The organism is Nonomuraea sp. CA-143628 (assembly GCF_050942315.1).
GTDB lineage: Bacteria > Actinomycetota > Actinomycetes > Streptosporangiales > Streptosporangiaceae > Nonomuraea.
Window position 1 is genome coordinate 10,341,436 of sequence record NZ_CP192072.1, and the last position, 26,554, is coordinate 10,367,989.

At 70.7% G+C, this 26,554-nt stretch carries 26 protein-coding genes; 16 read left to right on the forward strand and 10 right to left on the reverse strand.

All coding sequences use genetic code 11. From position 1 onward, the window contains the following. Nucleotides 1-41 precede the first annotated feature (41 nt). The 5 genes from ACQP2T_RS46870 to ACQP2T_RS46890 all read left to right on the forward strand — a co-directional run bounded on the left by ACQP2T_RS46870 (nt 42) and on the right by ACQP2T_RS46890 (nt 6,982). Nucleotides 42-1,691, forward strand: coding sequence for an FAD-dependent oxidoreductase (locus tag ACQP2T_RS46870; protein ID WP_433511298.1), 1,650 nt, complete (start codon nt 42-44; stop codon nt 1,689-1,691). After that, nucleotides 1,688-3,124 (forward strand): ATP-binding protein, encoded by a 1,437-nt coding sequence (locus ACQP2T_RS46875; RefSeq protein ID WP_433511299.1) that lies wholly within the window; start codon nt 1,688-1,690, stop codon nt 3,122-3,124. The genes ACQP2T_RS46870 and ACQP2T_RS46875 overlap by 4 nt, the downstream gene beginning before the upstream one ends. 99 nt (nt 3,125-3,223) lie before the next feature. Beyond that, nucleotides 3,224-4,357 (forward strand): M20 family metallopeptidase, encoded by a 1,134-nt coding sequence (locus ACQP2T_RS46880; protein ID WP_433511300.1) that lies wholly within the window; start codon nt 3,224-3,226, stop codon nt 4,355-4,357. A 61-nt stretch (nt 4,358-4,418) separates the two neighbouring features. Then, nucleotides 4,419-5,474, forward strand: coding sequence for an LLM class flavin-dependent oxidoreductase (locus ACQP2T_RS46885; protein WP_433511301.1), 1,056 nt, complete (start codon nt 4,419-4,421; stop codon nt 5,472-5,474). Between the two features lie 17 nt (nt 5,475-5,491). After that, the gene (locus ACQP2T_RS46890) at nt 5,492-6,982 is read left to right on the forward strand and encodes an AMP-binding protein (protein ID WP_433511302.1); all 1,491 of its coding nucleotides are present in this window, start codon (nt 5,492-5,494) and stop codon (nt 6,980-6,982) included. A 4-nt stretch (nt 6,983-6,986) separates the two neighbouring features. On the opposite strand, the gene ACQP2T_RS46895 is transcribed toward ACQP2T_RS46890, so the two are convergent. Beyond that, nucleotides 6,987-7,577 (reverse strand): TetR/AcrR family transcriptional regulator, encoded by a 591-nt coding sequence (locus ACQP2T_RS46895; protein WP_433511303.1) that lies wholly within the window; start codon nt 7,575-7,577, stop codon nt 6,987-6,989. 106 nt (nt 7,578-7,683) lie between these two features. Between ACQP2T_RS46895 and ACQP2T_RS46900 the strand changes: the two genes are divergently transcribed. Continuing rightward, nucleotides 7,684-8,838, forward strand: a complete 1,155-nt coding sequence (locus ACQP2T_RS46900; RefSeq protein WP_433511304.1) for a cytochrome P450 — start codon at nt 7,684-7,686, stop codon at nt 8,836-8,838. Between the two features lie 32 nt (nt 8,839-8,870). Here ACQP2T_RS46900 and ACQP2T_RS46905 read toward each other — a convergent pair whose 3' ends face one another. Beyond that, nucleotides 8,871-9,779, reverse strand: a complete 909-nt coding sequence (locus ACQP2T_RS46905) for a cyclase family protein (RefSeq protein WP_433511305.1) — start codon at nt 9,777-9,779, stop codon at nt 8,871-8,873. 30 nt (nt 9,780-9,809) lie between these two features. Between ACQP2T_RS46905 and ACQP2T_RS46910 the strand changes: the two genes are divergently transcribed. After that, a complete protein-coding gene (locus tag ACQP2T_RS46910) occupies nt 9,810-11,027 on the forward strand; it encodes a serine hydrolase domain-containing protein (protein WP_433511306.1) in 1,218 nt (405 codons plus the stop codon). A gap of 8 nt (nt 11,028-11,035) precedes the next feature. On the opposite strand, the gene ACQP2T_RS46915 is transcribed toward ACQP2T_RS46910, so the two are convergent. Together ACQP2T_RS46915 and ACQP2T_RS46920 are read right to left on the reverse strand one after the other, a co-directional pair. After that, nucleotides 11,036-11,773 carry an SDR family NAD(P)-dependent oxidoreductase gene (locus ACQP2T_RS46915; protein ID WP_433519925.1) on the reverse strand — a complete coding sequence of 246 codons (738 nt, stop codon included), beginning with the start codon at nt 11,771-11,773 and terminating at the stop codon, nt 11,036-11,038. Continuing rightward, entirely contained in the window at nt 11,773-12,378 is a 606-nt protein-coding gene (locus ACQP2T_RS46920; protein ID WP_433511307.1) for an isochorismatase family cysteine hydrolase, read from the reverse strand. The genes ACQP2T_RS46915 and ACQP2T_RS46920 overlap by 1 nt, the downstream gene beginning before the upstream one ends. Before the next feature lie 98 nt (nt 12,379-12,476). Here ACQP2T_RS46920 and ACQP2T_RS46925 point away from each other — a divergent pair, with 98 nt between their 5' ends. The 6 genes from ACQP2T_RS46925 to ACQP2T_RS46950 are packed head-to-tail and all read left to right on the forward strand — an operon-like array spanning nt 12,477 to nt 19,645. Then, the gene (locus ACQP2T_RS46925; RefSeq protein WP_433511308.1) at nt 12,477-14,393 is read left to right on the forward strand and encodes a protein kinase domain-containing protein; all 1,917 of its coding nucleotides are present in this window, start codon (nt 12,477-12,479) and stop codon (nt 14,391-14,393) included. Nucleotides 14,394-14,404: 11 nt separating this feature from the next. Further along, nucleotides 14,405-14,764 carry a Zn-ribbon domain-containing OB-fold protein gene (locus tag ACQP2T_RS46930; RefSeq protein ID WP_433511309.1) on the forward strand — a complete coding sequence of 120 codons (360 nt, stop codon included), beginning with the start codon at nt 14,405-14,407 and terminating at the stop codon, nt 14,762-14,764. Continuing rightward, complete coding sequence (locus ACQP2T_RS46935) at nt 14,761-15,084, forward strand: VOC family protein (RefSeq protein WP_433511310.1); 324 nt, start codon at nt 14,761-14,763, stop codon at nt 15,082-15,084. Before ACQP2T_RS46930 ends, ACQP2T_RS46935 begins: the two co-directional genes overlap by 4 nt. 33 nt (nt 15,085-15,117) lie before the next feature. Next, complete coding sequence (locus ACQP2T_RS46940; RefSeq protein WP_433511311.1) at nt 15,118-16,665, forward strand: class I adenylate-forming enzyme family protein; 1,548 nt, start codon at nt 15,118-15,120, stop codon at nt 16,663-16,665. Between the two features lie 3 nt (nt 16,666-16,668). Next, nucleotides 16,669-18,909 carry an acetate--CoA ligase family protein gene (locus ACQP2T_RS46945; protein ID WP_433511312.1) on the forward strand — a complete coding sequence of 747 codons (2,241 nt, stop codon included), beginning with the start codon at nt 16,669-16,671 and terminating at the stop codon, nt 18,907-18,909. Continuing rightward, on the forward strand, nt 18,896-19,645 hold the full coding sequence (locus tag ACQP2T_RS46950) for a glucose 1-dehydrogenase (RefSeq protein ID WP_433511313.1): 750 nt from the start codon (nt 18,896-18,898) through the stop codon (nt 19,643-19,645). The genes ACQP2T_RS46945 and ACQP2T_RS46950 overlap by 14 nt, the downstream gene beginning before the upstream one ends. Here ACQP2T_RS46950 and ACQP2T_RS46955 read toward each other — a convergent pair. Then, entirely contained in the window at nt 19,639-20,286 is a 648-nt protein-coding gene (locus tag ACQP2T_RS46955; RefSeq protein WP_433511314.1) for a PaaI family thioesterase, read from the reverse strand. The genes ACQP2T_RS46950 and ACQP2T_RS46955 overlap by 7 nt on opposite strands. 286 nt (nt 20,287-20,572) lie before the next feature. Between ACQP2T_RS46955 and ACQP2T_RS46960 the strand changes: the two genes are divergently transcribed. Next, the gene (locus ACQP2T_RS46960) at nt 20,573-22,579 is read left to right on the forward strand and encodes a CHAP domain-containing protein (protein ID WP_433511315.1); all 2,007 of its coding nucleotides are present in this window, start codon (nt 20,573-20,575) and stop codon (nt 22,577-22,579) included. A gap of 19 nt (nt 22,580-22,598) precedes the next feature. Here the strand turns inward: ACQP2T_RS46960 and ACQP2T_RS46965 are convergent, their stop codons facing one another. Then, complete coding sequence (locus ACQP2T_RS46965) at nt 22,599-23,672, reverse strand: helix-turn-helix transcriptional regulator (RefSeq protein ID WP_433511316.1); 1,074 nt, start codon at nt 23,670-23,672, stop codon at nt 22,599-22,601. A gap of 110 nt (nt 23,673-23,782) precedes the next feature. Here ACQP2T_RS46965 and ACQP2T_RS46970 point away from each other — a divergent pair, with 110 nt between their 5' ends. Then, nucleotides 23,783-24,724, forward strand: coding sequence for a hypothetical protein (locus ACQP2T_RS46970; RefSeq protein WP_433511317.1), 942 nt, complete (start codon nt 23,783-23,785; stop codon nt 24,722-24,724). Nucleotides 24,725-24,906: 182 nt separating this feature from the next. Here ACQP2T_RS46970 and ACQP2T_RS46975 read toward each other — a convergent pair whose 3' ends face one another. Continuing rightward, nucleotides 24,907-25,254: an ArsR/SmtB family transcription factor gene (locus ACQP2T_RS46975; protein ID WP_433511318.1), complete on the reverse strand. Its 348-nt coding sequence runs from the start codon at nt 25,252-25,254 to the stop codon at nt 24,907-24,909. 35 nt (nt 25,255-25,289) lie between these two features. Continuing rightward, entirely contained in the window at nt 25,290-25,814 is a 525-nt protein-coding gene (locus ACQP2T_RS46980; protein ID WP_433511319.1) for a hypothetical protein, read from the reverse strand. A gap of 25 nt (nt 25,815-25,839) precedes the next feature. On the opposite strand from ACQP2T_RS46980, the gene ACQP2T_RS46985 reads away from it, so the two are divergent. After that, nucleotides 25,840-26,190, forward strand: coding sequence for a hypothetical protein (locus tag ACQP2T_RS46985; protein WP_433511320.1), 351 nt, complete (start codon nt 25,840-25,842; stop codon nt 26,188-26,190). 65 nt (nt 26,191-26,255) lie between these two features. On the opposite strand, the gene ACQP2T_RS46990 is transcribed toward ACQP2T_RS46985, so the two are convergent. After that, complete coding sequence (locus ACQP2T_RS46990) at nt 26,256-26,405, reverse strand: hypothetical protein (RefSeq protein WP_433511321.1); 150 nt, start codon at nt 26,403-26,405, stop codon at nt 26,256-26,258. Further along, a complete protein-coding gene (locus ACQP2T_RS46995; protein ID WP_433511322.1) occupies nt 26,402-26,554 on the reverse strand; it encodes a hypothetical protein in 153 nt (50 codons plus the stop codon). The genes ACQP2T_RS46990 and ACQP2T_RS46995 overlap by 4 nt, the downstream gene beginning before the upstream one ends.

A 26,554-nucleotide genomic window follows, 5' to 3' on the forward strand; every position in this document is an offset into this window, starting at 1 on the left:
GACATCCTTCCTTAAGGGACATACGTGGGGAAGGTAGGGCCATGGACAAGCCGGTCATCGTGACGGTGGACGACGACCCGGGCGTATCACGGGCGGTCGCGCGCGACCTGAGACGCCGCTACGGCCAGCAGTACAGAATCGTCCGGGCGGAGGCCGCCGACCAGGGCATGGAGGCGGTGAAGGAGATGCGGCTGCGCGGCGACGACGTGGCCGCGATCTTGGCGGACTACCGGATGCCGCAGATGAACGGGGTGCAGTTCCTTGAGGCGGCGATGGACATGTATCCCTATGCCCGCCGGGTGCTGCTGACCGCCTACGCGGACACCGACGCCGCGATCCAGGCGATCAACGTGGTCGACCTCGACCACTATCTGCTCAAGCCGTGGGATCCGCCGGAGGAGAAGTTCTACCCGGTGATCGACGGCCAGCTGGACGCCTGGCACCGTACCGAGCGCATCGAGGTGGCCGAGCTGCGCGTGGTGGGCGACCGGTGGTCGGCGCCGTCGTACAAGGTGCGGGAGTTCCTGGCCCGCAGCCACGTGCCGTACCAGTGGCTGCTGGCCGAGGACCCGGAGGGCGCGGAGCTCGTCGCGGCGGTCGGCGCGGACTGCCGGCTGCCGCTGGTGGTCACCGCCGACGGCGTGTCGATGCAGTCGCCCGACCAGGCGTCGCTCGCCTCGGCCGTGGGCCTGTCGACCACGCCGGCGACCGACTTCTACGACCTGATCGTGATCGGCGGCGGCCCGGCCGGACTGGGCGCGGCGGTCTACGGCGCCTCCGAGGGGCTCAACACCGTTCTCATCGAGGCGCACGCCTCCGGCGGGCAGGCGGGTCAGAGCTCCAGGATCGAGAACTACCTGGGCTTCCCCGACGGCGTCTCCGGCCAGCAGCTGACCGACCGGGCGCGCAGGCAGGCGCTGAAGTTCGGGGCCGAACTGCTGAGCGCGCAGAAGGTCAGCCATCTGGAGCCGCGCGGCCAGGCCAGGGTGGTCGGGTTCAAGGATGGCGGCGAGATCGCCGCGCACGCGGTGATCCTGGCGACCGGCGTCACCTATCGCCGTCTGGAGGCGCCCGGCCTGGACGACTTCGTCGGCCGGGGCGTCTTCTACGGCGCGGCGCTGACCGAGGCGCCCTCCTGCAAGGACAGCGAGGTCTACATCGTCGGCGCGGCCAACTCGGCCGGTCAGGCGGCGGTCTACCTGGCGGGATTTGCGAGCAAGGTTCATTTGTTGGTGAGAGGTGACGGTTTGGAGAAGTCCATGTCGCACTACCTCATCGAGCAGATCAACGCGCTGCCGAACATCGAGGTGCACTTCCAGACGCAGATCACCAGCGCCGCCGGTGACGGGCACCTGGAGCGCCTCACGCTCTCGACCAAGGGCGAGGAGTGGGTGGCCGAGACGCAGTGGCTGTTCGCGTTCATCGGCGCCGAGCCCTTCACCTCCTGGCTCGGCGACACGATCGAACGCGACGACAAGGGGTTCGTGCTGACCGGGCCGGACCTGGTGCAGGGCGGCAAGCGGCCACGCAACTGGACGCTCAGGCGCGAGCCGTACTTCCTGGAGACGAACGTGCCGGGAGTGCTCGCGGCGGGTGACGTGCGGGCCGAGTCGATCAAGCGGGTGGCCTCCGCCGTTGGTGAAGGCGCGATGGCAGTCGCGCTCGTGCATCGTTACCTGGAGAAGCAATGACGATCGACATCGACGAACTCCGCAAACTCTTCCTGTTCGAGCGCCTGACGGACCACCAGCTCACCAAGCTGGCTCTCAGCGGCCAGATGCGCAACTACGCCCAGGACGAGATCATCATCCAGCAGGGCGACCCGGCGGAGTGCTTCGCCGTGCTGGTCGAGGGCGAGATCCAGATGATCCAGGAGACGGTCACGGCCGGGACCGTCGCCATGCCGCGCAGCTCCCAGCCGGGCGTCTACGGCGGGGCCACCAGCGCCTATCTCGGCGCCCGGGCCCCGGAGCGCTATCAGCACAGCCTGCGAGCCACAGCGCCCTCCCGGATGTTCCTGCTGCCGGCCAGGAAGTTCGCGCACATCGTGGCCGAGTGGTTCCCGATGGCGATGCACCTGCTCGACGGCATGATGTCGGGCGGTCGCATGCAGCGGGAGGTCATCGACCGGCGCCAGCGACTGACCGCGCTCGGCACGATCACCGCCGGGCTCACCCACGAGCTGAACAACCCGGCGGCGGCGGCCGTACGGGCGGTCAGCGAGCTGCGCACGCTCATCAGGACCTCCCGTGTGCAGCTGGCCCAGCTCGCCGAGGACGGCATCCCGCCGGAGCGGCTGCGGGCCCTGATAGACATGCAGGAGCAGTGCACCGCCGCCGTCGGCAACCTGCCGCCGCGCTCGCCGATGGAGATCTCCGACGCGGAGGACGACCTGGGCGAGGCGCTGGAGGAGCTCGGCGTGGACGACGCATGGGAGCTGGCCCCGGCGCTGGTCAACGCCGGATTCAGCCGCGCGCACCTGGAGAAGGTGCACAAGAAGGTGGGCCAGGAGCACGCGGGCGCCGCGGTGCACTGGCTGGCCGAGGCGGTCGAGATCTCGCAGATGCTCGGTGAGGTGACCGAGGCGACCGAGCGGATCACCTCGCTGCTCGCCTCGGCCAAGCAGTACTCCCAGATGGACCGCGCGCCGTTCCAGGTCTGCGACGTGCACGACCTGCTCGACAGTACGATCGCCATCTTCCGCGGCAAGATCCCGCCCGGCATCACCGTGGTCACCGACTACGACCGGACGCTGCCCTCCATCCCCGCCTACGCCGGCGAGCTCAACCAGGTGTGGACGAACCTCATCCACAACGCGCTCGACGCGATGGATGGGGAGGGCACGCTGACCATCCGCACCGCGCACGACGAGGACGAGGCGATCATCGAGATCGGTGACACCGGCCCCGGCGTACCGGACGCGATCAAGGACCGGATCTTCGAGCCGTTCTTCACCACGAAGACCGTCGGCCAGGGCACCGGTCTCGGGCTCGACATCTCCTACCGGATCGTGGCCGGCCGGCACGGCGGCGAGCTCAAGGCGCGGTCGACGCCCGGCGACACGTGGTTCGAGGTACGGCTGCCGCTGCGCGAGACCTCTGCTGCGGCGTCTCCGGCCGCGTAAGGAAACCGCACAAGGTGCCACAGGCTTGGCACCAAAGGCGTGGGAACTGTCACATTCAAGTCTCGTGTCAGGGTCATGTCTCCTGGAAAAGGGATTCATGTGCCCATCACACGCTGGACCAGCCAAGTCCTGCCCGCGATGCTCGACGACCTCAGGACGGTCGTCGAGCTGGAGACCCACAGCTACGACAAGGCCATGCTCACCCGAGGGCTGAGCACCGTCCGCGCTCTGGTCGAGGAGCGGCTCGGCGTTCCGGACCGGGCGGTCGCGCACGACGGCGGCCAGTACGGCGACGTCCTGGAGCTGACCTATCGGGGCACCGCCCCCGGCACCGTGCTCATGCTCGCCCACTACGACACCGTCTGGCCGACGGGGACGCTCGCGGATTGGCCGTTCACCATGGCGGACGGAAGGATCACCGGACCGGGCGTGTTCGACATGAAGACCGGGCTCGTGCAGTCGGTCTGGGCGCTCAGGGGCCTGCGCGAGCTCGGTCTGCCGCACCCGAGCCTGACCTACCTGTTCAACGGCGACGAGGAGATCGGCAGCCCGTTCTCCCGGCGGCACATCGAGGCCGCCAGCGCGGACGCGCTGGCCAGCCTGGTCTTCGAGGCGTCGCTGGACGGCCTGCTCAAGACGGCCCGCAAGGGCGTCGGAAAGTTCGAGGTGGCGGTCAAGGGCGTCGAGGCGCACGCCGGGCTCGACCCCGACTCGGGCGCGAGCGCCATCCACGCGCTGGCCGAGCTCGTCACCCGCCTCGCCGGATCCGACGCGCGGGAGCTCGGAACCACCCTGAACGTCGGGCTGATCAGCGGCGGCACCGGGTGCAACGTCGCGGCGGGCCGCGCCACCTGCGGCATCGACGTCCGGGTCGCGCAGGCGCCGGAGGTGGAGCGCATGAACGAGGTGTTCGCCGGCCTGCGCGCCTCCGACCCGCGCGTGACGGTCACGGTCACCGGCGACTGGAACCGGCCGCCCATGACGCCCAACCCGCCGTCGCGCCGGCTGTTCAAGGAGGCGCGGGCGGTCGCGGCCGGGTTCGGCTGGGAGCTGGAGGAGGCGGCGGTCGGCGGGGCCAGCGACGGCAACTTCGTCTCCGCGCTGGGCCGCCCGGTGCTCGACGGCATGGGCGCCGTCGGCGCCGGCGCGCACGCGCGGCACGAGCACGTGCTGATCGAGCACATCCCCGAGCGAACCGCCCTGACGATGGGGCTGCTCACCGCCCTCGCCTAGGAAACGGGGCCCGTGGTACTCTCCCAAGCGAGCGCTTGGTTTACCACTGAGGGGCCGCCGCATGAAGTTCTCGACCTTCCACCTCTTCCACCGGTTCGACGGGCAGAGCTTCAAGGACGTCTACGACTACCACCTGGAGCTCATCGAGCTGGCCGAGGAACTGGGGTTCGACGGGATACGGCTGGCCGAGCATCACTTCCGCGACTACGGCGTCGCGCCGAACCTGTTCACCATGCTCGCCCACGCGGCCGCCCGCACCTCGCGCATCCGCCTGGGCACGGGCATCGTCGTGCTGCCCCTGCACAACCCGATCCACGTGGCCGAGGAGGCCGCGCTGGTGGACGTGCTGTCGGGCGGCCGGCTGGATCTCGGGATCGGGCGCGGCTACCAGAGCTTCGAGTTCGAGGGCTTCGGCATCGACCTGGCCGAGGCCCGTGACCGGTTCAACGAGGCGCTGGAGGTGATCCTGGGCCTGTGGACCCAGGAGACGTTCCAGCACGAGGGCAAGTTCTACAAGACCGGCGCCGAGGTGTCCCTGACGCCGCGCCCCCTCCAGGCGCCGCACCCGCCGATCCACGTGGCCGCCGTCTCCCCCGAGACCGTCACCATGTACGGCGAGCGCGGGCTGCCCATCCTGGCCGACCCGGCGGCGACGTTCCGCAAGGTCGTCAAGGCGGCCGAGACCTGGCAGGAGACGGCCGCCCAGGCGGGGCACGCGAACGGGAGCGAGCTGGTGGTGGCGCGCAGCGTCTACGTGGCACCGACCGTCGAACAGGCCCGCGAGGACCAGGCCAGGTTCGAGGCGTCGTTCGACCGGTCGCGGATCTTCAACGAGCGCAGCGCGCCGATCGACCCGAAGACCGGCAAGGCCGCGCAGGGCTTCGAGTACTACCAGGACCGCTACCTCAAGGGCGGCTCCGTGTCGGCCGACTTCCGCTGGGAGCAACTGGAGGTGATCGGCGATCCGGCGCGGGTCATCGACCAGATCTCGCTGCTGCGGGACGCCGGGTTCGCCAACCTCCTGTGCGACTTCGGCAGCACCCGGCCGATGCCGCTGGAGGAGATGAAGAAGGTCATGCGGTTCTTCGCCGCCGAGGTCATGCCCGCGTTCCACTGACGTTCCCAGGAGCTGCGATGATCCACAGCCTGTCGCTGTCCGACGTACTCGCCGAGCACGCGCGCAGCCGCCCCCAGGTGACGGCGGTGGTGGACGGGGAGGTGCGGCTCACCTACCCCGAGCTGGACGAGCGGGTCGGCCGCCTCGCGGACGCCCTCGCCGGCGCGGGTGTGACGGCCGGCGAACGCGTGCTCTGGCTCGGCCAGAACTCGCACGCGGTGCTGGAGCTGCTGCTGGCGTGCTCGCGGCTGGGGGCGATCTTCTGCCCGGCCAACTGGCGGCAGTCGGCGGACGAGCTGCGCTTCGTGGTCGAAGACCTGACGCCGCGGGTGGTCGTACGGGAGCCGTCCGAAGCCACCATGGCCCTGACCGAGGGCACCGCGGCCTGGGTGGAGGCCGGACCCGGTTACGAGCGGTTCGTCGAGAGCGGCACCGCCAGGGACTTCCCGCCCGTCGAGGACACCGAGCCGGTGCTGGCCCTCTATACCGCCGCCTTCGACGGCCGCCCCAACGCGGCGCTCCTCAGCAGCGCGGCCCTGCTGGCCCACAGCGCGTCCCTGCTCGTGGTGCGCCAGATGGAGCCCGGCTTCACCTTCCTCGACAACGGGCCGCTCTTCCACGTCGGCACGATGATGTTCTGCCTGGCCACCCTCCAGATCGGCGGCACGAACGTCTTCACCCCAGCCTTCGACGCCGAGGAGGTGTGCCGCCTGATCGACGCCGAGCGGGTCACGCAGGCGTTCCTGTTCGGCCCGATGATCGACGCCGTGACGAAGGCGAACACCGACGGCAAGTACGACCTGTCGTCCCTGAGGTTCGTCTCGCACTCCGCGGAGTGGGACGCGATGATCACCGTGGACGACTCCCCCTGGTGCCGGTCCAAGATGGGCGGATACGGGCAGACGGAGGTCGGCGGCATGCTCACCTTCCTGGGCCTGGCGCCGGGCGCCACCGGGTTCGCCGGCCGGCCGTCGCCACTGGTCCAGGTCCGTATCCTGGCCCCCGACGGGGCCGAGCTGCCGGCGGGCGAGGTGGGCGAGATCTGCGCCCGCGGCAAGACCCTCTTTTCCGGATATTTCGCCCGTCCCGACTTAAATGCAGCAAAGTCGGCGTACGGCTGGCACCACACCGGCGACCTCGGCCGTCGCGAGCCCGACGGCACGATCACCTTCATCGGCCCCCGGCTGCGCATGATCAAGTCCGGCGCCGAGAACGTCTATCCGGCCGAGGTCGAACGCGCGCTCAAAGCCCACCCGGCCGTCGCCGACGCCGCCGTGATCGGCGTGCCCGACGCCACCTGGCACCAGGCGGTCAAGGCGGTCGTGGCGCTCAAGGAGGGTGCGGCGGCCACGGCCGACGACCTCATCGAGCACGTCAAGGGCGCGCTCGCCTCCTACAAGAAGCCGCGCGAGGTGGCGTTCGTCGACGCGATCCCCAAGCGCGGCTTCACCCCGGACTACGACGCCCTGGACGCCGCTCACGGCGGCGGCAACTATCCGGGCTCCTGACGTTTCACATACGCAGGCCCTCTTCCAGATGGGCGAGGGCCTTGTCGATCTCGGCGGCCCCGTCCATCTCGGAGTCCTTCGTCCAGTCGAACCAGACCGCGAAAATCACGCCGGTGATCGCCCCCGTGATGTTGCGGATCTCCGGATCGGACAGGTCCCGCCCCGCCCGCCTGGCCAGGATCTCCTGCATGGACCTGAGCGCCCCGGAGACGTTCGCCAGACTCGCCGCCCACAGCTCGGGCACCGTGAACATGAGCTTCTCCCGCTCCACCGATTCCGCGAGCTCCTCGGCCGTCTGAGCCGCCGTCACCTCCCGCAGGGCGACGCGGACCGCCCGTATCGGGCTCAGATCGGCCGGAGCGGCGCTCAGGGCCTCGGCGAAGGGCGGGAGCTGGTCGCTGAACACCAGATCCTCTTTCGCGGCGAAATAGCGGAACACCGTGCTGGGCGCGACCTCCGCCGCCTCGGCGATCTGCTCGACCGTGGTCGCGGAGTAGCCCTGCTCGCGGAACAGCCGCAGCGCCTCCTTCTGGATCAGCGCCCGCGTCTTGGCCTTCTTCCGCTCGCGCAGCCCCTGGGCCGGTCGATCGCTCATGTCGTCAATTGTCGGGCTTGCCGCACGCAGCCGTCCACTCACAAGATCCCATATTCCGCTATACAACTCTCAAATAGGAGTCTACTCTCAAAATATGCGACTTCCTATGGAGAGAACTCCCGGCTGCCCCTTCGACCCACCTCCCGAGCTGGCGAAGCTGCCGCCGATGGCGCGTCTGGACTACCCGGACGGGCACGCGGGCTGGCTCGCGACGGGCTACGAGGCCGCGCGGGCCGTGCTGAGCGACCCCCGATTCAGCAACCGCCAGGAGCTCAAGCACAGTGCGGTACGCATGACCTCGCAGTTCGGCCAGAACCAGCCCGCTCCGCCCGGCATGTTCGTGACGACCGACCCGCCCGTGCACACCCGCTACCGCCGCCTGCTCACCGGCCAGTTCACGGTCCGCAGGATGCGGCTGCTCGAACCGCGGATCGAGCAGATCACCGCCGACCACCTCGACGCCATGGCCGCGGCGGGGCCGCCCGTGGACCTGGTGCGGGCGTACGCGCTGCCGATCCCGTCCCTGGTCATCTGCGAACTGCTCGGCGTGCCGTACGAGGACCACGACTTCTTCCAGGAGCAGACCGCGCGGCTGGTCGCGATCGACGAGGAGGGCGCACCGGAGCTGGCGGCGCTCGTCGGCTACTTGGGCGAGCTGGTACGACGCAAGCGAACCGAGCCGGGCGACGACCTGATCAGCGGCCTGATCGGCGACCTCGACGACGAGGAGCTGGCGAACCTCGCCCTCGTCCTGCTCGTCGCCGGCCACGAGACCACCGCGAACATGCTGGGCCTGGGCGTCTTCGCGCTACTGGAGCACCCGGAGCAGCGGGCCCTGTTCAGCGGCGAGAGCACGAGCGCGGTCGAGGGTGCGGTCGAGGAGCTGATGCGCTGGCTGTCGATCCTGCACGCGGGCGCGCCGAGCCGGGTCGCGCTGGAGGACGTGGAGGTGGCGGGCGAGCTGGTCAGGAAGGGCGAGACGGTCGCGCTGTCGCTGCCGGCGATCAACCGGGACCCGAGCCTGTTCACCGACCCGGACGAGCTGCGGCTCGACCGGGCCGAGGCGCGGCGGCACCTGGCCTTCGGGCACGGCGTGCACCAGTGCCTGGGGCAGCAGCTGGCCAGGATCGAGATGCGGATCGGCTACCGCAGGCTCTTCGAACGCTTCCCCGGCCTGCGGCTGGCCGTGCCCGCCTCCGATGTGCCGCTGAAGGAGCGCTCGGGGGTCTATGGCGTCGAGTCCCTGCCTGTCACATGGTGATGATCGGGCCCGGTGGATCGGGTTGACCGGGCTCAGAGGATCGCCAGCGGGTTGAGCGGGCTCCCGGTCCCGCCCTCGATCCTGAGCGGGGCCGCGACGAAGACGAACTCCGTACGACCGGCCGCGCTCAGCTCCTCCAGCCAGAGCAGCTCGATCAGGTGGATGCCGTGGCGGTGGAGCAGGATGAGGTGGAGATCGTCGTCGAGCGGCTCGTCGGCGAGCTGGTGGGCGTTCAGGCCGCCGATCGCGGCGTTGTCGGCGGCCACCACCGAGACGTCCCGCTCGGCCAGCCACCGCCCCGCCTCGGCCGACAACCCCGGCTGTCCCGACCAGTACTCCTCACGCGAGCGCTCCCACACGGCGGGCCAGCCGGTACGGATCACCGCGACATCACCCGCACGCGGCACGGCGATCTCCGCCAGCAGCTCCGCCGGGATACGGAAGTCGGCGGGCAGGTGGTCGAGCCCGAGGTGGCGGGGCACGTCGAACAGGACTCCCCGCGCGACGACCCCGCCCACCTGCTCGATGCCGCACCGGGTGGCGCCGTAGGAGCGCACCCGCGCGGCGGGGTGGCCGTTGTAGAGCTCCTCGCCCGTCCACATGTGGCAGAGCGCGTCCATGTGCGTGGTCGTGCCGTGGTGGGTGACGATCAGCGCGTCGTCGGCCATCCGCAGCCCCGCGCCCACCGGCCGGGCACCGGCCGCGTAGTCACCGCCGTCGACCGACATGAAGTGCTGCGGCAGCGGACGCCCCTTCAGATGGGGCACGGTGCCGGGCGCGGGCGAGGAGGTGGCGCCCCTGATCGGCATGGACAGGCTGAGAACTTGGCCGGTCCGCGCGGTGGCCAATCCGGCCAGTACCAAGTTGCCAGTGAGCAGATTGAGCGTGCCCCGTTGATCCTCTGGGCCGAAACGTCCCCAATTGTTAGGCTCGGCAGCCAAGTACGTGCTCCCTTCCTGTCGGAGGTCTTGATGCACTGCGATCCCCGGTTCTCCCGCGTGCGCGAGGTGTTCGAACGCCATTTCGCCGACGGCCTCGAACTGGGGGCCGCGTTCGCCGTCTACCTCGACGGCGAACTGGTCGTGGACCTGTGGGACGGCGTGGCCGACCGCCGCACGGAACGGCCGTGGGAGGCGGACACCCCCGTCTTCGCCTACTCGTGCACCAAGGCGATCGCCGCGACCGTGCTGCTCCAGCTGGCCGAGCGGGGGCTGGTGGACGTGAGCGCGCCGGTGGCGGAGGTCTGGCCGGAGTTCGGGGTGCGGGCCAAGCAGCGCGTCACCGTCGAGCACCTGCTCAGTCACCAGGCGGGGCTGCCCGCGCTGGACGAGCGGGTGCCGGTGGCGGAGTTCGAGGACCAGCCCGCCATCGCGGCGCGCCTGGCCGGGCAGCGGCCGATCTGGCGGCCCGGGTCGGCGCACGGGTATCACGCTCTGACGTACGGGTTCCTGGTGGGTGAGGTCGTACGCCGGGTGACGGGCAAGTCGGTGGGTGAGCTGGTGGCGGCGGAGATCGCCGGGCCGCTCGGCCTCGACCTGTGGGTCGGCGCGCCCGACGACGTGATCGCGAGGGCCGCCCGGCTGACGGCGGAGCCCTCGCCCGGCAGCGAGAGCGACCCGCGCCTGCCCGCGCCCGACACCGGGAGCGGCCAGGGCCGCCGCGCCCCCGGTGCCCTGCCTCGCACGCCCATCGGGCCGCCGAAGGATCCGATCGCCGCGATCGCCATGGCCGCCAAGGACCCGAACAGCCTGATGAACCGCACCATGGGCAACCCTCGCATCCAGGACCTTCAGGGCGGGGCCAACAACCCGGTGATGCTGCGTGCCGGGTGGCCCGCCGTGGGCCTCGTCACGACGGCCAGGTCCCTGGCGGCGTTCTACCGCTCGTTGCTCGGCGGCGACCTGCTGCGCCCGGAGACGCTGACGGACGCCATCCGCCCCCGGGCGTCGGGGCCCGACCAGGTCCTGCTGTTGGAGAGCGCGTTCGGGCTCGGCTTCATGCGGCCCGCCATGTCGTTCTTCGTGCCGTCGGTGACCGCGTTCGGGCACACCGGCGTGGGCGGGTCCGTCGGCCTCGGCGACCCCAAGTACGGCGTGGCCGCCGGATATGTCATGAACAAGATGGCCGATGTCTTCTCCGGCAACCAGCGGGCGATCCGCCTCATGGAGGCCGTCTACCGATCCCTGTGATCGCGTCGTCACTGCATCGTCACGCCGCCGCTGACCGACAGCGTCTGGCCGGTGATGTAGGCGGCGCGTTCCGTACACAGGTAGGCGACCAAACCCGCCACGTCGGCGGGCGTGCCGAGGCGGCGCAGCGGTACGGTCCTGACGATCTTGTCGACCAGTCCGGGCTCGGCCGCGGAGACGCGCCGGAGCATCGGGGTGTCGGTGGGTCCGGGGCAGACCACGTTGGCGGTGACGTGCGCTCTGGCCGTCTCTCGGGCGAGCGTCTTGGCCAGGCCGAACAGCCCGGCCTTGGTGGCCGCGTAGGCGCCCTCGCCGCCGGAGCCCGCCCTGGCGCCGTCCGACGAGATGAACACCAGCCGCCCCCACCCCCGCTCGATCATGCCCGGCAGCATCAGCTTGGTCAGCAGCATCGGACCGCGCAGGTTGACCTGCCACATGAGATCCCAGTTCGCCGGGTCGCCGGCGATGAACGGCTCGACGATCGACACCCCGGCGTTGTGCACGAGGATGTCGACCGGCCCGGCCGCGTCACAGAACCGCTCGATGGAGGGGGGCGAGGCGAGGTCGACGGCCATGGCAGTGGCCCCCGGCAGCCCAGCGGCCACTTTCTCGGCTCCCGGTAGGTCCACGTCCGCGACCACCACCCCGGCGCCCAGCGCGGCGAGATCCCCGGCGATCGCCGCGCCGATCGCGCCCGCTCCCCCGGTCACGACGGCCGCGCGCCCGTCGAGCCGCATCCCCTCCATCACGGTTCGCCGCCCGCCTTCCACTCTTCGACCAGCTCGGCCGCGGTGGTGCGGGCGGCCAGCAGGGGGATCGTGTGCTTCAGTACGGCCAGCGCGTACCCGTCCGGTACGCCCGCGACGGCGTCGGTCACCACCGTGACCCGGTAGCCGAGGTTCACCGCCTCCAGGGCCAGGCCTGGGATGCCCAGGTTGAGCGAGAGCCCGACGGCCACCACGTGCGTGACGTCCAGCGAGCGCAGCGTCATGTCGAGCGAGGTCCCGGTGAACGGGGAGAACCCGTGGTGGCGCCGGCTCTCCAGATCTGTGCCGGCCAGCAGCTCAGGCAGCACCTCCACGGCGGGCGTGCCCTCCAGCATGTGGCCGGGGTCCTTGAGCAGGGCGGTGATGAACGGGCTGTTGTGGGTGTGGGAGCCGGCCCGGTCGGCGCGGAATGCCGCGGTGCAGTGGATCACGGGGAGGCCGGCCGTCCTGGCCGCCTGGAGCACGGAGACGGTGTTGCGTACGACGCCACGCTGCTGGCACGCGACCACCAGGTCCGGAAATTTCGTTAGATCGCCGACGACGCCCCGCTGCATCTCCATGACCAGCACGGCCGTACGATCCATGCGAAGCCTCCACTTAGCCGAGCGCTTGCTTGGCTTCGAAGATATCACCCGGGCCTCCGGGCCATAATCCCCTGACATCTGGCGAAATATCTGGAGTCGTGACAACCGGAACCCCGGATGAGACCGTCGAACGAGAGACGGCTGCGCTATGGGGGTTCGCCTTGGTCCCTGGTTACCGAGAAGTACGCCAGCTCGGCGCGGGGCACACGGGCCGCGTGTTCCTCGCCACCTACCAGGCCACCGGAGCCTACGTCGCGATCAAATACCTGAACGCGACCCTGCGCCGGGACACCGAGTTCATGGACCGCTTCCGGGTGGACACCCCCTCACTCGTCGAGCTCGACGACCCGAACGTGGTCCAGCTCTATGAGTACGTGGAGACCCCGACCAGGGCCGCGGTCGTGATGGAGCTGGTCGACGGGGTGTCACTGCGGACGATCCTGGCCGAGCACGGCAGGTCCAGCCCGGAGGCGGCACTGGCGGTGCTGAAGAGCACGCTCCTGGCCCTGGCCGCCGCCCACGACAAGGGCGTGGCCCACCGGGACGTCAAACCGGAGAACGTGCTGGTCCAGGCCGACGGCACGAGCAAGCTGAGCGACTTCGGGGTGGTGGTGCACGCCGAGGAGCCGGGGGTGCCGGCGGGCAGCCCGCCGTACATGTCGCCCGAGCTGTGGACACAGGGGGACGCGGGGCCGTCCGCGGACCTCTACGCGGCGGCGTGCCTGCTGTTCGAGACCGTCAAGGGGCGCCCGCCGTACAAGGCTGAAGACGTCGCGTCGCTGCGGGACAAGCATCTGGTCGAGCCGGTGCCGCTGGAGGTCGCCCCCGACTCGCTGCGCGACCTGCTCCGGCGCGGGCTGGCCAAGGACCCGGCGGTCAGGTACGCCTCGGCCCGGCAGTTCGCGGCGGAGCTGGAGGAGGACGCGGTCGCCGGCTATGGCCCCGACTGGGAGAAACGCGGGCGCCGCCACCTCGGCGAGCTGGCCACGCTGCTCGCGCTCCGCTTCCCTCTGGCCAAGACCGACACGCCGACCACCACCCTGGAGGCGGTCCGCGGGCGGCGGATCACCGTGCCCAAGCTGCCGCCGCACCTGTGGATCGCGGGCGCGACGGCCGTCGCCGTGCTGATCGCGGTGGTGCTCTCGGACGGGCGGCTGGCGCCCGGCCCGGCGGGTACCGTGCTCATGCCGCAGCCGAAGACGTCCGAGCAATTGGATCCCACCCCGGTCGTCGACAAGACCCCGGTCCGCCGGACCTCGGCGACCAGCCGTCCCACGGCCAGGACGTCTACGGCCGTTCCCGTACCGTCGACCGCCGCCCCCACGCCGCCCCCTCCCACCGTGTCCCGCCAGCCCTCCCGGGCGCTGCCCAGTCCGGCCGTGCGGTCGGCGGACATCGTCCAGTGGACCGGCTCGGCGGGCGCGGTGCGCGTGGCGGCCGACGGGCGGGGGCCGGTGCGGCTGCACATCACGTACACGCGGCGCGACGGCGATGGCCAGGCCCGGACAGTCCACCAGGAGACCCGCACGCTAACCGGCAGGACCGCCTACACCGACCCCGTGGCCCGCGACCTGGGCGCCGTCGGGTGCGGCAAGCAGGCGCACTTCGGGCTCCTGTTATCGACCGAGCCGGCGGCGGCCAACGGTCCGCAGGTCAGTGAGGTGACCGTGGACGGGCCGCCCTGCCCGGCGCCCAGCCCCTCGCCTTCGACGTCGGCCACTCCCACCCAGGAGCACGCCACTCCGACGCCGTCTCAACCGCCCTTCGCGCTGCCCTCCGACCCGCCGCACACCTCCGACCCGCCACGCGCCTCTGATGTACCGGCCTTCGCCTCGCCGGACTCCTCCGACACGCCGCCCCTTTCCTCGTCTCGCTCCTCCGACGGACCGGCCTTCGCCGGGCCGAGCGCTGATTCGGTGGCCCCGACTCGGCTTCGCCGACCTCGGAGGAGCCCGTGGCCTCGCTCGCCGAGGAACCCGCCGACTAGGGTTGTCGAGCAACCAAGCGTGCGCTAGCTTGGCTAGCGATGACCTGTGACACCTCCGCCTACTGGGCCGCCTGCAGGCGCGGCGAGCTGGTCGTTCAGCGCTGTACGGCCTGCGATCGGCGGGTCCACCTCCCCGAGGCCGACTGTCCCGGGTGCGGTGGCGACCTCGTCTTCGAGCCGGTCTCCGGCGCGGGCGTGGTGCACACGTACACCGTGGTGCACCGCTCGTTCGCGCCCGGCTACCGGGGCCGCGAGCCGTACGTGCTGGCCTGGGTCGACCTGCCCGAAGGCGCGCGCGTGTTCGGTCAGGTCGTGGAGTGCGCACCGGAGGAGGTCCGCATCGGGATGCCGGTGCGGGTGACGTTCGTGGACGACCTACCGCATTGGAGGCCGGCGTGATCGTTGGCAACGTGCTCATACCCGTGGCCGACCTGGACGAGGCGATCGCCTTCTACGGGCTGCCGGTGAAGTTCCGTGACGGCGACAGGTTCGCCGCGCTGAACGGCGGTGGCGTCACCGTGGCGCTGGCCGGCCCCGCCGAGCATGTCACCGACTCGGCCGCGCCGTCGTTCAAGGTGGACAGCGTACGGCAGGCCGTACCCGATCTGGTGGCGCGCGGCGCCGAAGTGGTGCGCGAGCCCGAGGACGGGCCGCACGAGACGCGGGCCGTGCTGCGCGATCCCTCAGGAAACGTCTTCGTCCTCTACTCACCCCTCTGACGGCACCTACCGCTGATGACGGAGGCACCCCTGATGGCGCGATCACCGTACGGCAACTATGGCCACGCGATCCTGACCGCCGCGGCGATGAGCACCCCCGACCGGGTGGCGCTCACCTACTGCGGCGAGCGGAGCTTCACCTATGACGAGCTGAACAGGACCGTCAACCGGCGTGCGCACGCGCTGCTCGCGGCGGGCGTCACCCCGGGCCGGCGGGTGGCCGCGCTGCTGAACGAGACGCTGCACGTGGCGGAGGTCTACCTGGCGCAGGCCAAGATCGGCGCGGTGACGGCGGCGCTGAATCCGTACTGGCCGGTCGACACGCTGCGCGCGGTGGTGGAGCAGTCGGGGTGCACGGCGTTCGTGTACGACTCGACCGTGGAGGGGGTGGTCGCGGAGATCAGGCCGTCGCTGCCCGCCATCACCACCTGGATCAACGCGTCCGACCTCTCGGACGGTTCGGATGCTTCGGAGGAGGAACCGCCGCTCGGGGGCTTCCACGACGATCCGCTCGCGCTCTACTACACCTCGGGGACGACCGGGCTGCCCAAGCCCGTCGTCCACACGCACGCATCGTCGCTGGCGACCGCGCAGATCTGGCTCGACGTGCCGCGCGGGCCCGACGCGGTGTTCGGCACGGGCGCGATCATCTGGGGCATCGGCTTCCCGGCCATCGTCGGGCCCGCCCTGTACGCCGGGATGCGACTGGTGCTGGAGCAGGACTGGGGCCCGGCGAACTTCCTGCGCGTCGTGCCGCGCGAGCGGGTCACGCACGTGTCGCAGATCCCGTCGTTCTACGCGGCGCTGCTGGGCTCGTCGGAGCACGAGGCGGTGGACCTGTCGTCCATCCGGGTGATCATGCTGGGCGGCGAGCCGCTGACGGCCACCATGCTCGGCCGGATCAAGGACCGGCTGCCCGACGCGGGCGTCTACTCCTACTACGGCCAGACCGAGGCCCCCTACACCTGCATGGGCCGGGTGGACGACGGCTCCACACCGCTTGGCTCGTCCGGCCGGGCGCGCACCGGCAACGCCGTCCGGGTGACCGACCCGTCGGGCCGCCGCGTGGTGGACGAGGTCGGCGAGATCAACCTGTCCGGGCCGCACCGGATGTCCGGCTACGACGGCCTGCCGGACAAGACGGCGGAGGTGCTGCGCGGCGAGTGGTACGTCGGCGGCGACCTCGGCTCCGTCTCCCCCGACGGCGTGCTGCGCGTGCTCGGGCGGCGCGAGGACGCGATTCTCAAGGGCGGCGTCTGGACCCAGCCGGTCGCGGTCGAGGAGGCCGCCGCCGCGCTCGACGGCGTGGCGGAGGCCGGGGCGGTCGGGGTGCCCGCGCACGTCGACGGGCAGGACGCGGCCGAGCAGCGGATCCTGCTGGCCGTGGTGGCGCGTTCCGGGCACTCGCTCGACGCGGCCAAGCTCGCGCGGGCCCTGGACGACATCCTGGCGCCGCACCAGCGGCCGGACCACATCCTGGTGGCCGACGCGCTGCCGCACTTCGAGGACGCCTCCGGCGGGCCCGGCAAGCTCTTACGCAGAGAGATCAGAGAACGGCACGGCCACCTGCTGGAGACCTGAGCCGTGGTCGCCGAACACGAGGCCAAAGAACTGCTGCGCGAGGCCGGGGTACCGGTGCCGCGAGGCGTGGTGGTGCGCGACATGGACTTCGCCCCGGTCGCGGAGTTGCGCGAGCCGCTGGTGCTGAAGGCGTACGGGCCCGAGATCGTGCACAAGTCCGAGGCCGGGGCCGTGGTGCTCGGGCTGAGCCGGGCCGACGTCCCGATCAAGGCCACCAGGATGCTGGCCTCGGGCGTGGCGGCCGAGGGGTTCCTCGTCGAAGAGCAGGCCCCCGGCGGGGTGGAGCTGATCGTCGGGCTGGTCCACGATCCGGGCTTCGGGCCCGTGCTGCTCGCCGGGCTGGGCGGGGTGTGGACCGAGACGCTGCGGGACACGGCGCTGGGCCTCTGCCCGATCTCGGAGGGGGACGCGCGGCGGATGCTGGGCTCGCTGCGCGGGTCTCCGGTGCTGTACGGGCTGCGCGGGCGTCCAGGGGTGGACGTGGACGCGGTGGTGAAGCTGCTCATGACGGTCGGCGGGTCCGGCGGGTTGTGGGAGCGGCTGGAGCTGGGCGAGTTCGAGATCAATCCGGTGATCGCCACCGAGTCGGGCGTTGTGGCGGTGGACGCGCGGTATCTCCCGGCGGCCCACGCCTCGAACGGCGGTCAGGACGGCGCGCTCGGCGAGCCCGCCGACCTTGGGCCGCACTCCGAGCTCACGGATCTCGGCCCGCACTCCGAACCCACGGCCGGACCACGCTCCGAACCCACGGACGTCGGACCACGCTCCGAACCTGCGGACTTCGGGCCGCTCTTCGAGCCCAGGGCGGTGGCCGTGGTCGGGGCCTCCACCACGCGGCCGAACTTCGGGAACATGTTCCTCGAGTTCTACAAGGCCGCCGGCATCCCCCTGGTCGCCGTGCACCCCGAGGCGCCGGAGGTGGGCGGCGTGCCCGCCGTTCCGTCCCTGGCCGTGGCGGACGTCGACTACGCGCTGGTGGCGGTGCCCGCGGAGCGGTGTGCCCAGGTCGTACGCGAGGCGTCCGGCGTGCCGTACGTGCAGGTCATGAGCGGCGGCTTCGGCGAGGCGGGACGGCCGGAACTGGAGCGGGAGCTCGTCGCGGCGGCGCGGGCGGCGGGGACGCGGCTGCTCGGCCCCAACTGCATGGGCGTGTACTGCCCGCGCGGGCGGCAGACGTTCGTCGGCGGAGGGATCGGCCCGGCGGGGACGGTCGCGCTGATCTCGCAGAGCGGCGGGCTGGCCGGAGAGGTGATCAAGGTCGGCGAGCGTCGTGGGCTGGCCTTCAGCCGGGTGACCACCGTGGGGAACGCGGCCGACGTCACCCCGGCCGAACTGCTCCGCTGGCTGTCGGCCGACGCCGAGACGCGGGCCGTCGGGCTCTATCTGGAGGACCCGCGTGACGGGCGGGCGCTGTACGAGGCGCTGGCGGCCGCTCCGGTGCCCGTGGTGCTGCTGGTCGGCGGGCGCAGCGCGCAGGGGCAGCGGGCCGCGGCCTCGCACACCGGCGGGCTGGTGAGCGACGGGCGGATCTGGCAGGCGCTCGCCGACCAGACCGGGGCGACGCTGGTGGCCTCCCAGGACGACCTGATCGGCGTCCTCGCCTTCTTCCAGGCGCACGGCGCCCGGTTGGCTGGTCCGGACGGCGGGGCCGTGGTCTCGGGTGGCCAGACGGACTCCGGGGGCACGCAGGGGATTCCCCAAGGCGCGGCGGGCTACCGGAGCGAGGAGTCGCGTGGCGGGGCGCTGGTGATCGGGCCGAGTGGTGGGGCGAGTGTGCTGGCCGCCGACGCCTTCGACCGGGCCGGGGTGTCGCTCGGACCGCTGCCGGACTCGGTGCTCGGGGAGTTGCGCGGGCTCGGGCTGGGGACCGGCTCCTCGCTGGCCAACCCGCTGGAGGTGCCCGTCGGTCCCCGCGGCGCGCCGGACCTGGTCCGGCGGACCGTCGAGGTGATCGTGCGGCACCGGTCGTACCCGGATGTGGTGGCGCATGTGAACGTACAGAGCTTCTTCACCTATGGGACGCGGGCCGAGCCGCTGTTCGAGTACGCGCGGGCACTGGCGGCCGCACAGGACGCCCTCCCGGAGACCAGGGTCACCCTGGTCACCAGGAACGGCGAGTGCGCGCCTCCCGGTGTCGAGGACGAGGTCAGGGCGATCGTGGCGGCGGCCGGGATCCCCGTCTACCGAACTATGGAGGCGGCCGCGGTGGCCGTCGCGGCGGGAGGTCGCAATGGGACTGCTTGACGGCAAGGTGGCACTGATCACCGGCGGGGCGCGCGGCATGGGCGAGGCGCATGTGCGGCTGTTCCTGGCGGAGGGGGCGCGCGTGGTGTTCGGTGACGTACTGGATGAAGAGGGCAAGGCGCTGGCTGAGGAGACGGGCGCGACCTTCGTCCATCACGACGTCACCGCCCCGGAGGACTGGGACCGCGCGATCGCCACCGTGACCGACCTGCACGACAGGTTAGACATCCTGGTCAACAACGCTGGGATCCTGAAATTTCGGCGTATCAGCGATATGACGGTCGAGGAGTTCGACCGCGTGATCAACGTGAACCTCAGGGGCACCTGGCTCGGCGTCAAGTCCGCCATCGCGCCGATGCGGGCCGCCGGGCGCGGCTCGATCGTGAACATCTCCTCGATCGAGGGCTTCGTCGGCGCCGAGGGGCTGTCGGCGTACGCGGCCTCGAAGTTCGCTATCCGGGGCGTCACCAAATCGGCCGCCCGTGAGCTGGCCCGCTACAAGATCCGCGTCAACTCGGTACATCCCGGGGCGATCAACACCTCGATGGCCATGGACCCCGAGATCATGAGCGAGGTGGACGCGGACGCCTTCCTCCGCAGCATGGTCATCAAGCGCTTCGCCAAGCCGGTGGAGGTGTCGCACGTGGTGGCGTTCCTGGCCTCGGACCGGTCCAGCTACTGCACGGGCAGCGAGTTCACGGTGGACGGCGGCCTGCTGACCGGCGCCGGCTACTGATCTTCGGGGGCCGAAGGTATCGGGGGGCCACCGTTCAGCCAGGCGGTCGGGGTGATGAAGAGGCCTGTCGCCTCGGCCAGCAGCGTGCCGTCCGGCAGCGCCACGCGGGCGTCCGCCCACGCCTTGCGCCCCTCCGTACGCGTGTGCTCCGCCGTCACGACCACCGGTCGGTCGTACGGCACGGGCGCCCGGTAGCGGATGGTCAGCGTGCCCGTCATGCCCGCCAGCCCGGCGACGGCCACCGCCTGCCCCAGCAGATGGTCCAGGGCCATCGCGATGATCCCGCCGTGCACGTTGCCGGGCGGCCCCTCGTGCAGCGGCCGGAACGACACCTCTGCCCGCACTCCGCCACTCGCGACCCGCTCCACGACCAGCGGCACGGCGAACGGGTTCGCGGCGCCGATGGCGGCGTTGCCCAGGTGGCGTACGGTGCCGTCCGGCGCGATGTCGAAGGGCCGCGGTGACACGCGGACGGTCGCTTCGAGCCGTTCGGTCAGGGCGGTCAGCTCGGCGGCCACGGCCACCAGCTCGTCCTCCTCGACGCCAGTGGCCACCACCGCGTCCATCAGGTCTCTGGTCTGCTGCGCCAGGGCGCACAGGGCGGCGGTGCGGGACTCGCCGGCGGCGACGTCGATCGTCATGGCCGCATCTTAGAACAGGTTCTACCAAAGCACGTTGTAGACACCCAAAGGTAGATCTTTTACTATCAACCAGTCTTCTTTGGGACATTTCTGGCAAGCTTTTGACCTGCGGTTTAGGGTCGCATGACCTCTTGGAGCTCCGTTGACCCGTACCTGACCTGCCCTTTCGTCACGGTAGCCTCCTTCAGCACGGAAGACGACAGGCCACCGGTTTTGCCACATATGTCCCCTACCCAGGGCTGTGTGGGTAAACCCGGTCTTGCCCGGAAGGTTCCCTCGCACGTCAATGACGCCTGAGATGAAGAAGTACATCGACCTGCTCGAGAGCCAGCTCGGCTACTCCGAGAAGGCCGACGAGTACACCAAGTTCGGCCACTGGTACGGCAAGAACGTCGAGTTCGACGCCGACTACACCTCCGCCCCTTGGTGTGACATGTACCTGTCGTGGGCCGCTCACAAGCTCGGCTACCAGGACTGGATCGGCCAGTTCGCGTGGACCGTGCAGCACGCCGAGTGGTTCAAGGAGCAGGGCGCCTGGGGCCACAAGCCCAAGCCCGGCGCCTTGGTCTTCTACGACTGGAGCGGCTCGAACGACATCGACGCCATCGACCACGTCGGCGTGGTGACCAGGGTCGAGGGTGACAAGATCTTCACGATCGAGGGCAACATCGACGGCGGCGTCGCCAAGCGCAAGGAACGTGACACCAGCAAGGTCGTCGGCTACGGCTACCCGGAGAAGATCAAGACCCGCCTGGAGAACGAGGCCACCAAGAACCAGGTCGAGGGCGAGTGGGACGCGCAGCACCGGGCGACCGAGCAGACGTCCACCTCCGAGACCTCCACGACCGAGGTGGGCAAGCTCCAACTCCCCGACGGCACCCCGCTCGTCGACATGATCCCCCGCATCGGCCAGGGAGGGGCCCCGCTGGCCGCCCGCCCCAAGCAGGCCACTCCCCAGCAGTCTGCCGCCCCCGCCCCCACGGCCACCCGCAAGTCGTCGCCCGCGGCCACCACGAAGGCCGCCGAGCAGGCACCCAAGAAGGGCAAGCACGCCAAGCCGGCCACCGCCGACACCAACGCGGTCACGAACACCGCCCCCATACCCGTCATCGTCGACGCGTCGTCCAGCGCGCCGGTGCCCACTCTCTCGTCGCCCGCGCTGATCGGCTCCGCGCTGGTGGCCGCCCTCGCGGTCCTCGCCGTCGCCAAGACCCGGCAGTTGCGGGTACGCCCGGTCCGCGCGGCCGCTGTCGCCGCCCCGGCCGCACGCTCCACGGGCCCGGCCACCCGCCACCGCCACCGCCGCAAGGCCCGCACCGACACGGCCCCTGTGCTGGTAGGCGCCGGTACGTCCACCGACGTGCTGGTAGGCGCCAGCACATCCGTGGGCGTCACCACGCCGTCCACGGACGTCACCATCCCGGCGACGACCCACCTGGAACTGGTGGGGTCGACCGCCGTCCCGGCCGAACTGTCGGTGCTGGCAGCGGTCCGCCCGGAGCCGGTCGAGCCGATCGCCGCGTTGCTGTCCATCGCCTCGATCCCCATCCCAGAGGCGACGACGGCATTCGACGCCTTCTCCTCTACTCGGGAGACGACGACAGCGGCATTCGACACCGTCTCCGCTGTTCGGGCGACGACGGCGGCATTCGACGCCTTCGCCCCTGTTAGGGAGACGACGACACCGTTCGACGCTTTCACCCCTTCCGCCCGCCGCGCCGCCACCCCACACCACCTGGGGTCCCGCTCCGGGGCTCGTTCCAGTGCCACCGCACGACGTGTCAGCGCCGCGTCGCAGCACCCCGGCGGGCGGACGCCGTACACGAGGGCGACCGAGCCCTGGCCCGCGCCCGGCGAGACGCACAGCCCTCAGACCAGCGGCTACTACGGCCGGCGTCGCCGCAGCGGGCACCCGATCGAGGAACCGGCCCCCTTCACGTCCGAGGGCCCGCTGCGCGGCCGCCGCCACCGCTCCCCCGCCCCTCACCCCACGGAGGGGTTCACCCAGGACTCCGCGCCGCACGGCCGCCGCCACCGGTCTCCGCTGGCCGCCCCGTCCCATCTCGAGCTGTTCGGCACGGAGCCTTTCGACCCCACCCTCCACGGCCGCCGCCACCGAAGCCACGAGACCGTGGCGCCCACCTCCCTGGCTGTGGGAGGCGACGACGAGCGCGCGGCCAGGCGTACCGGCGACGACCGTCTACAGACGGCCGCACACACGCAAGGCAGCACCCTCGTCGAGGCACCGGCACCCCGCAAGCCGGGCTCCCGCAGGGGCCGCCACCGCGCCTGACGGCCTCCGGAAATGCCCGTCAGGTCCACACTTCCGGGGGATGGGCAGTGAGAAGCTGGGCGACGAACTCGCGTCGGCTACGGACACCCGCCTTGGTGAAGATCGATTTGAGATGGTCCTGCACGGTCAGGGCCGTGGTGCACAGGGCCTGCGCGATGTCCTCGGTAGCCCGGCCCTGGACGACGCGCACGGCGACCTCGCGCTCGCGGGGGGTGAGTCCGTACGAGGCGAACACCACCGGCATGATGTCGGCGGGCGAGGCCGGGGCGATCACCACCGCCGAGGCCCCATCCGCCTTGCCCCCCATGAGCGAGGCGTGCAGCACGAACCAGGTGCCGTCGCGGCCACGCACCCGAAGCGGAGGAGGAGTACGGCCGCCTGCCACCGCTCCCCTGGCCTGCTCGGCCACCATGACGAACGACGTCGGCACGGTGAAGATCGAGGCCGAGTCATCGGTGAACTCACCCAGCAGCCGCTCGGCCCGCTCGTCGGCGCTGACCAGGTGATTGTCCGGCCCGAGCAGCACCACTGCGGGCGGCATCGGCGCCGGCGGTGCGGGCGACCGTAAGAGCTGGCCGCGCTGCAGGGCGACACCCAGGTACCGGGCCGCGCGCTGGGCCAGCGCCAGCTCACCGGGCCGGTACGGACCCCGGTCAGGAGCGCGCATGAACGCCGCGCAGCCCCACATCCCGCCTCCGGCGTCGAACACGGCGCGGAGCTCGTCGCCGAAGCCCGCCGGCGCGATCTGCTCCCTGAAGCGCAGGCTGCGCCGCAGGACCCCGCCGGTGGCGCGGCTGAGGGTGTCGGCGCCACGGCCGCTGAGCCGGATCTCGGGGAACCGCGCGGTGTCGTCGCCCCAGATCTCCAGCTGCACCGCCTGGTGGAAATCGTCCAGCCTCAGGTCCTCGGTGAGCACCGAGTTGACCAGGCCCGTCGCCGGATCGGTCGTGTGCCAGCACACGGCGTCGAATCCGAGCGCGTCCCGCAGCACCGGATCGGCCTGCCGGAACACCTGCGCCGCGGTCAATTCCGCTCCGGCCAGGTCCCGTAGATCGGAGATCACCTGGCGCTCCACTGCCCTGCGCGAGATCACGGCGGCAGCCTAACCGGACGCCCGGAATATCCCAGATTTCTGGGATATTCACTGACTCCTCCGCGCTGTGATCATGAGCTGGTCACCCCCCGCCCGGACCAGGAGGTCTCATGACCCCTCGCAGAGTTCCGCGCCGACAACTCCTCGCGACCGTAGTCGCCACCACCTCCCTCCTCCTCTCCGCCCTCACCACGATCACGGTCGCCGCGACCCCCGCCTTCGCCGACGGCCCCTGCTCCACCAGCGCCGGTGGCGGCCCCGGCGGCAGCGGCCCCGGCGGCATCCCGGACGATCCCGACCAGGATCCGAGCCAGGAACCGCAGCTGACGCCCGAGCAGATGGAGGCGTACGTAGCGGAGAACGAGAGCCGAAACGGACTGTACGGAGACACGCACGTCTACATGGACAGTGCCGTCCCCCCGCACCCCACGGTGGGTGTGGGCTTCAACCTCGACCGCTCCGATGCGGAAGCCCTGCTGACGGCCGTCGGCGCCAACTACGCCGCGGTGCGCGCCGGAACCCAGGACCTGACCCCGCTGCAGATCATCACCCTGTTCAAGGGCGACTACCGGGCCGCCGTCGCGAACGTCGGCCGGGTGATCGACAACTTCAACACGCTGTCGTCGGCCAGGCAGGTCGTACTGATCGACATGATGTACAACCTCGGCCCCACACGCTTCGGGCAGTTCACGGGAGTGATCAATGCCGTGAAGTCCGGCAACTTCCTCGGTGCCTCGATACAGATGCAGAACTCGAAATGGGCGAAGCAGGTCGGCAACCGCGCCAAGAAGGGCATGAGGCTGATGTCTCAGGGCGCGGTGTGCGACCCAAGGGACATGCCACGTTATGTCCCCGTCTCCCCCGGAGGCGGCGGTGGCTGGACCCAATATCCGGGAGGCGTCGAAGCCATGCCGTGGAGCGGCGGGAACGGTGATTCCGATTTCTGGATGAAGCTCAAGAGCATCGCCAGCGAGGTTGTCTGCTACACCATGACCGTCACGGTGACCGGTCCAAACGGAACATATACCGCCTCGACGGTCCGCTGCGACTGACCTAGCGAGCGGCGGCGGACGGCACTCCTGCCGCCGCCGCTCCTCTCGGCTAGGACAGCAGATCGAGGAAGTGGGCGCGGAGTTCTTTCGGGCCCAGATCGGTCAGGGCGAGGACACCCGCGGCTCAGCCGACGGCAGCACCTGCGGCGTCTGGGGACAATGCGGTTAGCGGGTCAACATGCTCACGACGCGCCGCTTTCGGCGGTGTCCTCCATCAGCTCGCTGAGCAGCTCGTGCTGCCCGGACAGCTTCTCCGCCAGCAGCTCGCGGGCCGCGCGCAGCAGGCCGGCCACCCGGCCACCGGCCAGCGCGTAGACCACGGTGGTCCCCTCGCGCTGCGCGGTCACCACGCCTGAGCGTCGCAGGACCGCCAGATGCTGTGACAGCCCGGTCGGCTCCACCTCGATCTCGGCCAGCAGTTGGCGCACCGGCATCGGCCCGTTCTGCAGCAACTCCAGCACCCGGATCCGCACCGGATGGCCCAGCATCCGAAACAGCTCGGCCTTGGCCTCATACAGTGGTACCGACATCACACCCCCGCCTCACCCTGCGAGCCGGGCCCGCCCTACTCGATGGCGATCCCGCATGCCTGGGACAGCCGCCGAATATCCTCCCACTCAGCCTCGTCCACCAGCAACGGGTGCGCATCATCAGCGTCGTGGGCTGCCTCCAGCGCCTGCCAGGACAGGCCGACCCGTTCCCGCACCGCAGCGGCAAACACCGTGCCCACCGGCACCTCACATCCGCCGCGCGACCCGCCCGCGAACACCAGCTCCATGTAATTACGAATCTTCGCAATTACGCTAGTAGGAAAAGGTGGCCAGTTACCCGCATCGTGGGATCGGCACCGGGTGCTTACGCAGCGAGCCACCGTAGGGAGGAGGACCGTGGAGCCACGTTCAGGCAGACGCGCACTCAAGAAGGCGCCGCCGATAGCCGTGGGCGTCGTGCTCAGCGGGGCGCTGGTGTGGCAGGCGTCAAACTCGGCATCCTCACCGACCGGCATCGGGCGGGCCGGATCGGCTTCGATCAGCGATGAGGCGGCCGCGCGGGCGATGTCCCCAGGGAGCGGCACCGTTGCCAGAGCCACAGAGCCACGGTGCGTCCGGCCGCCCGTGACCGACCCGGCTTCCAACCGACCCGCGATCTTGGTCTCCTCCTGGGGATCGGCGGCCATCGACATCAGCCAGTACATCCTGCTGACGATCGAGACCGGCGTTCAAAGCGCGGCCGCCGCCGGCTGCGACGGGTTCGCCACCGACCGCGTCGCCTTTCAGGGAACCCTCGGCCAGCTGGTTTCCAGCTCCTCTTCTTGGGCCACGGGCGCGCATGGTGCACCGCTGGTTTCTCCTGATCTGACCAAATCTCTGCGCTATACCTGGACGACAAATCCGGCCATGCTGGGCAGCACTCAGGACGGCTCGATCATAGATGTGGCATTTGTCTATGCGGGGCAGAGCAGCTGAGACAGTGCCTGGGACGCCGCGCACGAAACGCTCGCCCATCGGCGTCGTGACGACATTGCCTGGCGTCAGTGGAGGCTCTTTTTGATGATCCGTGATCTGACGATGAGCCGCAGGATGTCGAGCTGGGCCATCGCGGCCACGACCGCGATCGTGATCACCCCTGGGGTGCGCCACCAGGGCCGGTAGTCAGTGAAGCCGGTCGTTTCGTCCATCATTGTTCCGACAGGTCGTACTGCCAGGCCAGCCAGAGGATCAGCCAGTAGAGCAACGTCAGTACGCCGGACGGGAAGACCAGTGCCTTGGCCCGGCTCCGCAGAAGCGAGAGGTCGATGGCGGCCAGGGCCGTGCCAAGGACGCCGAACAC

Bases quoted from the DNA above. Each gene is read 5' to 3' on its own strand.
- ACQP2T_RS46870 (WP_433511298.1), top strand. From the start codon at position 42: ATGGACAAGCCGGTCATCGTGACGGTGGACGACGACCCGGGCGTATCA.
- ACQP2T_RS46875 (WP_433511299.1), top strand. From the start codon at position 1,688: ATGACGATCGACATCGACGAACTCCGCAAACTCTTCCTGTTCGAGCGC.
- ACQP2T_RS46885 (WP_433511301.1), top strand. From the start codon at position 4,419: ATGAAGTTCTCGACCTTCCACCTCTTCCACCGGTTCGACGGGCAGAGC.
- ACQP2T_RS46890 (WP_433511302.1), top strand. From the start codon at position 5,492: ATGATCCACAGCCTGTCGCTGTCCGACGTACTCGCCGAGCACGCGCGC.
- ACQP2T_RS46895 (WP_433511303.1), bottom strand. From the start codon at position 7,577: ATGAGCGATCGACCGGCCCAGGGGCTGCGCGAGCGGAAGAAGGCCAAG.
- ACQP2T_RS46900 (WP_433511304.1), top strand. From the start codon at position 7,684: ATGGAGAGAACTCCCGGCTGCCCCTTCGACCCACCTCCCGAGCTGGCG.
- ACQP2T_RS46910 (WP_433511306.1), top strand. From the start codon at position 9,810: ATGCACTGCGATCCCCGGTTCTCCCGCGTGCGCGAGGTGTTCGAACGC.
- ACQP2T_RS46915 (WP_433519925.1), bottom strand. From the start codon at position 11,773: ATGGAGGGGATGCGGCTCGACGGGCGCGCGGCCGTCGTGACCGGGGGA.
- ACQP2T_RS46920 (WP_433511307.1), bottom strand. From the start codon at position 12,378: ATGGATCGTACGGCCGTGCTGGTCATGGAGATGCAGCGGGGCGTCGTC.
- ACQP2T_RS46930 (WP_433511309.1), top strand. From the start codon at position 14,405: ATGACCTGTGACACCTCCGCCTACTGGGCCGCCTGCAGGCGCGGCGAG.
- ACQP2T_RS46940 (WP_433511311.1), top strand. From the start codon at position 15,118: ATGGCGCGATCACCGTACGGCAACTATGGCCACGCGATCCTGACCGCC.
- ACQP2T_RS46950 (WP_433511313.1), top strand. From the start codon at position 18,896: ATGGGACTGCTTGACGGCAAGGTGGCACTGATCACCGGCGGGGCGCGC.
- ACQP2T_RS46955 (WP_433511314.1), bottom strand. From the start codon at position 20,286: ATGACGATCGACGTCGCCGCCGGCGAGTCCCGCACCGCCGCCCTGTGC.
- ACQP2T_RS46960 (WP_433511315.1), top strand. From the start codon at position 20,573: ATGACGCCTGAGATGAAGAAGTACATCGACCTGCTCGAGAGCCAGCTC.
- ACQP2T_RS46970 (WP_433511317.1), top strand. From the start codon at position 23,783: ATGACCCCTCGCAGAGTTCCGCGCCGACAACTCCTCGCGACCGTAGTC.
- ACQP2T_RS46975 (WP_433511318.1), bottom strand. From the start codon at position 25,254: ATGTCGGTACCACTGTATGAGGCCAAGGCCGAGCTGTTTCGGATGCTG.
- ACQP2T_RS46990 (WP_433511321.1), bottom strand. From the start codon at position 26,405: ATGATGGACGAAACGACCGGCTTCACTGACTACCGGCCCTGGTGGCGC.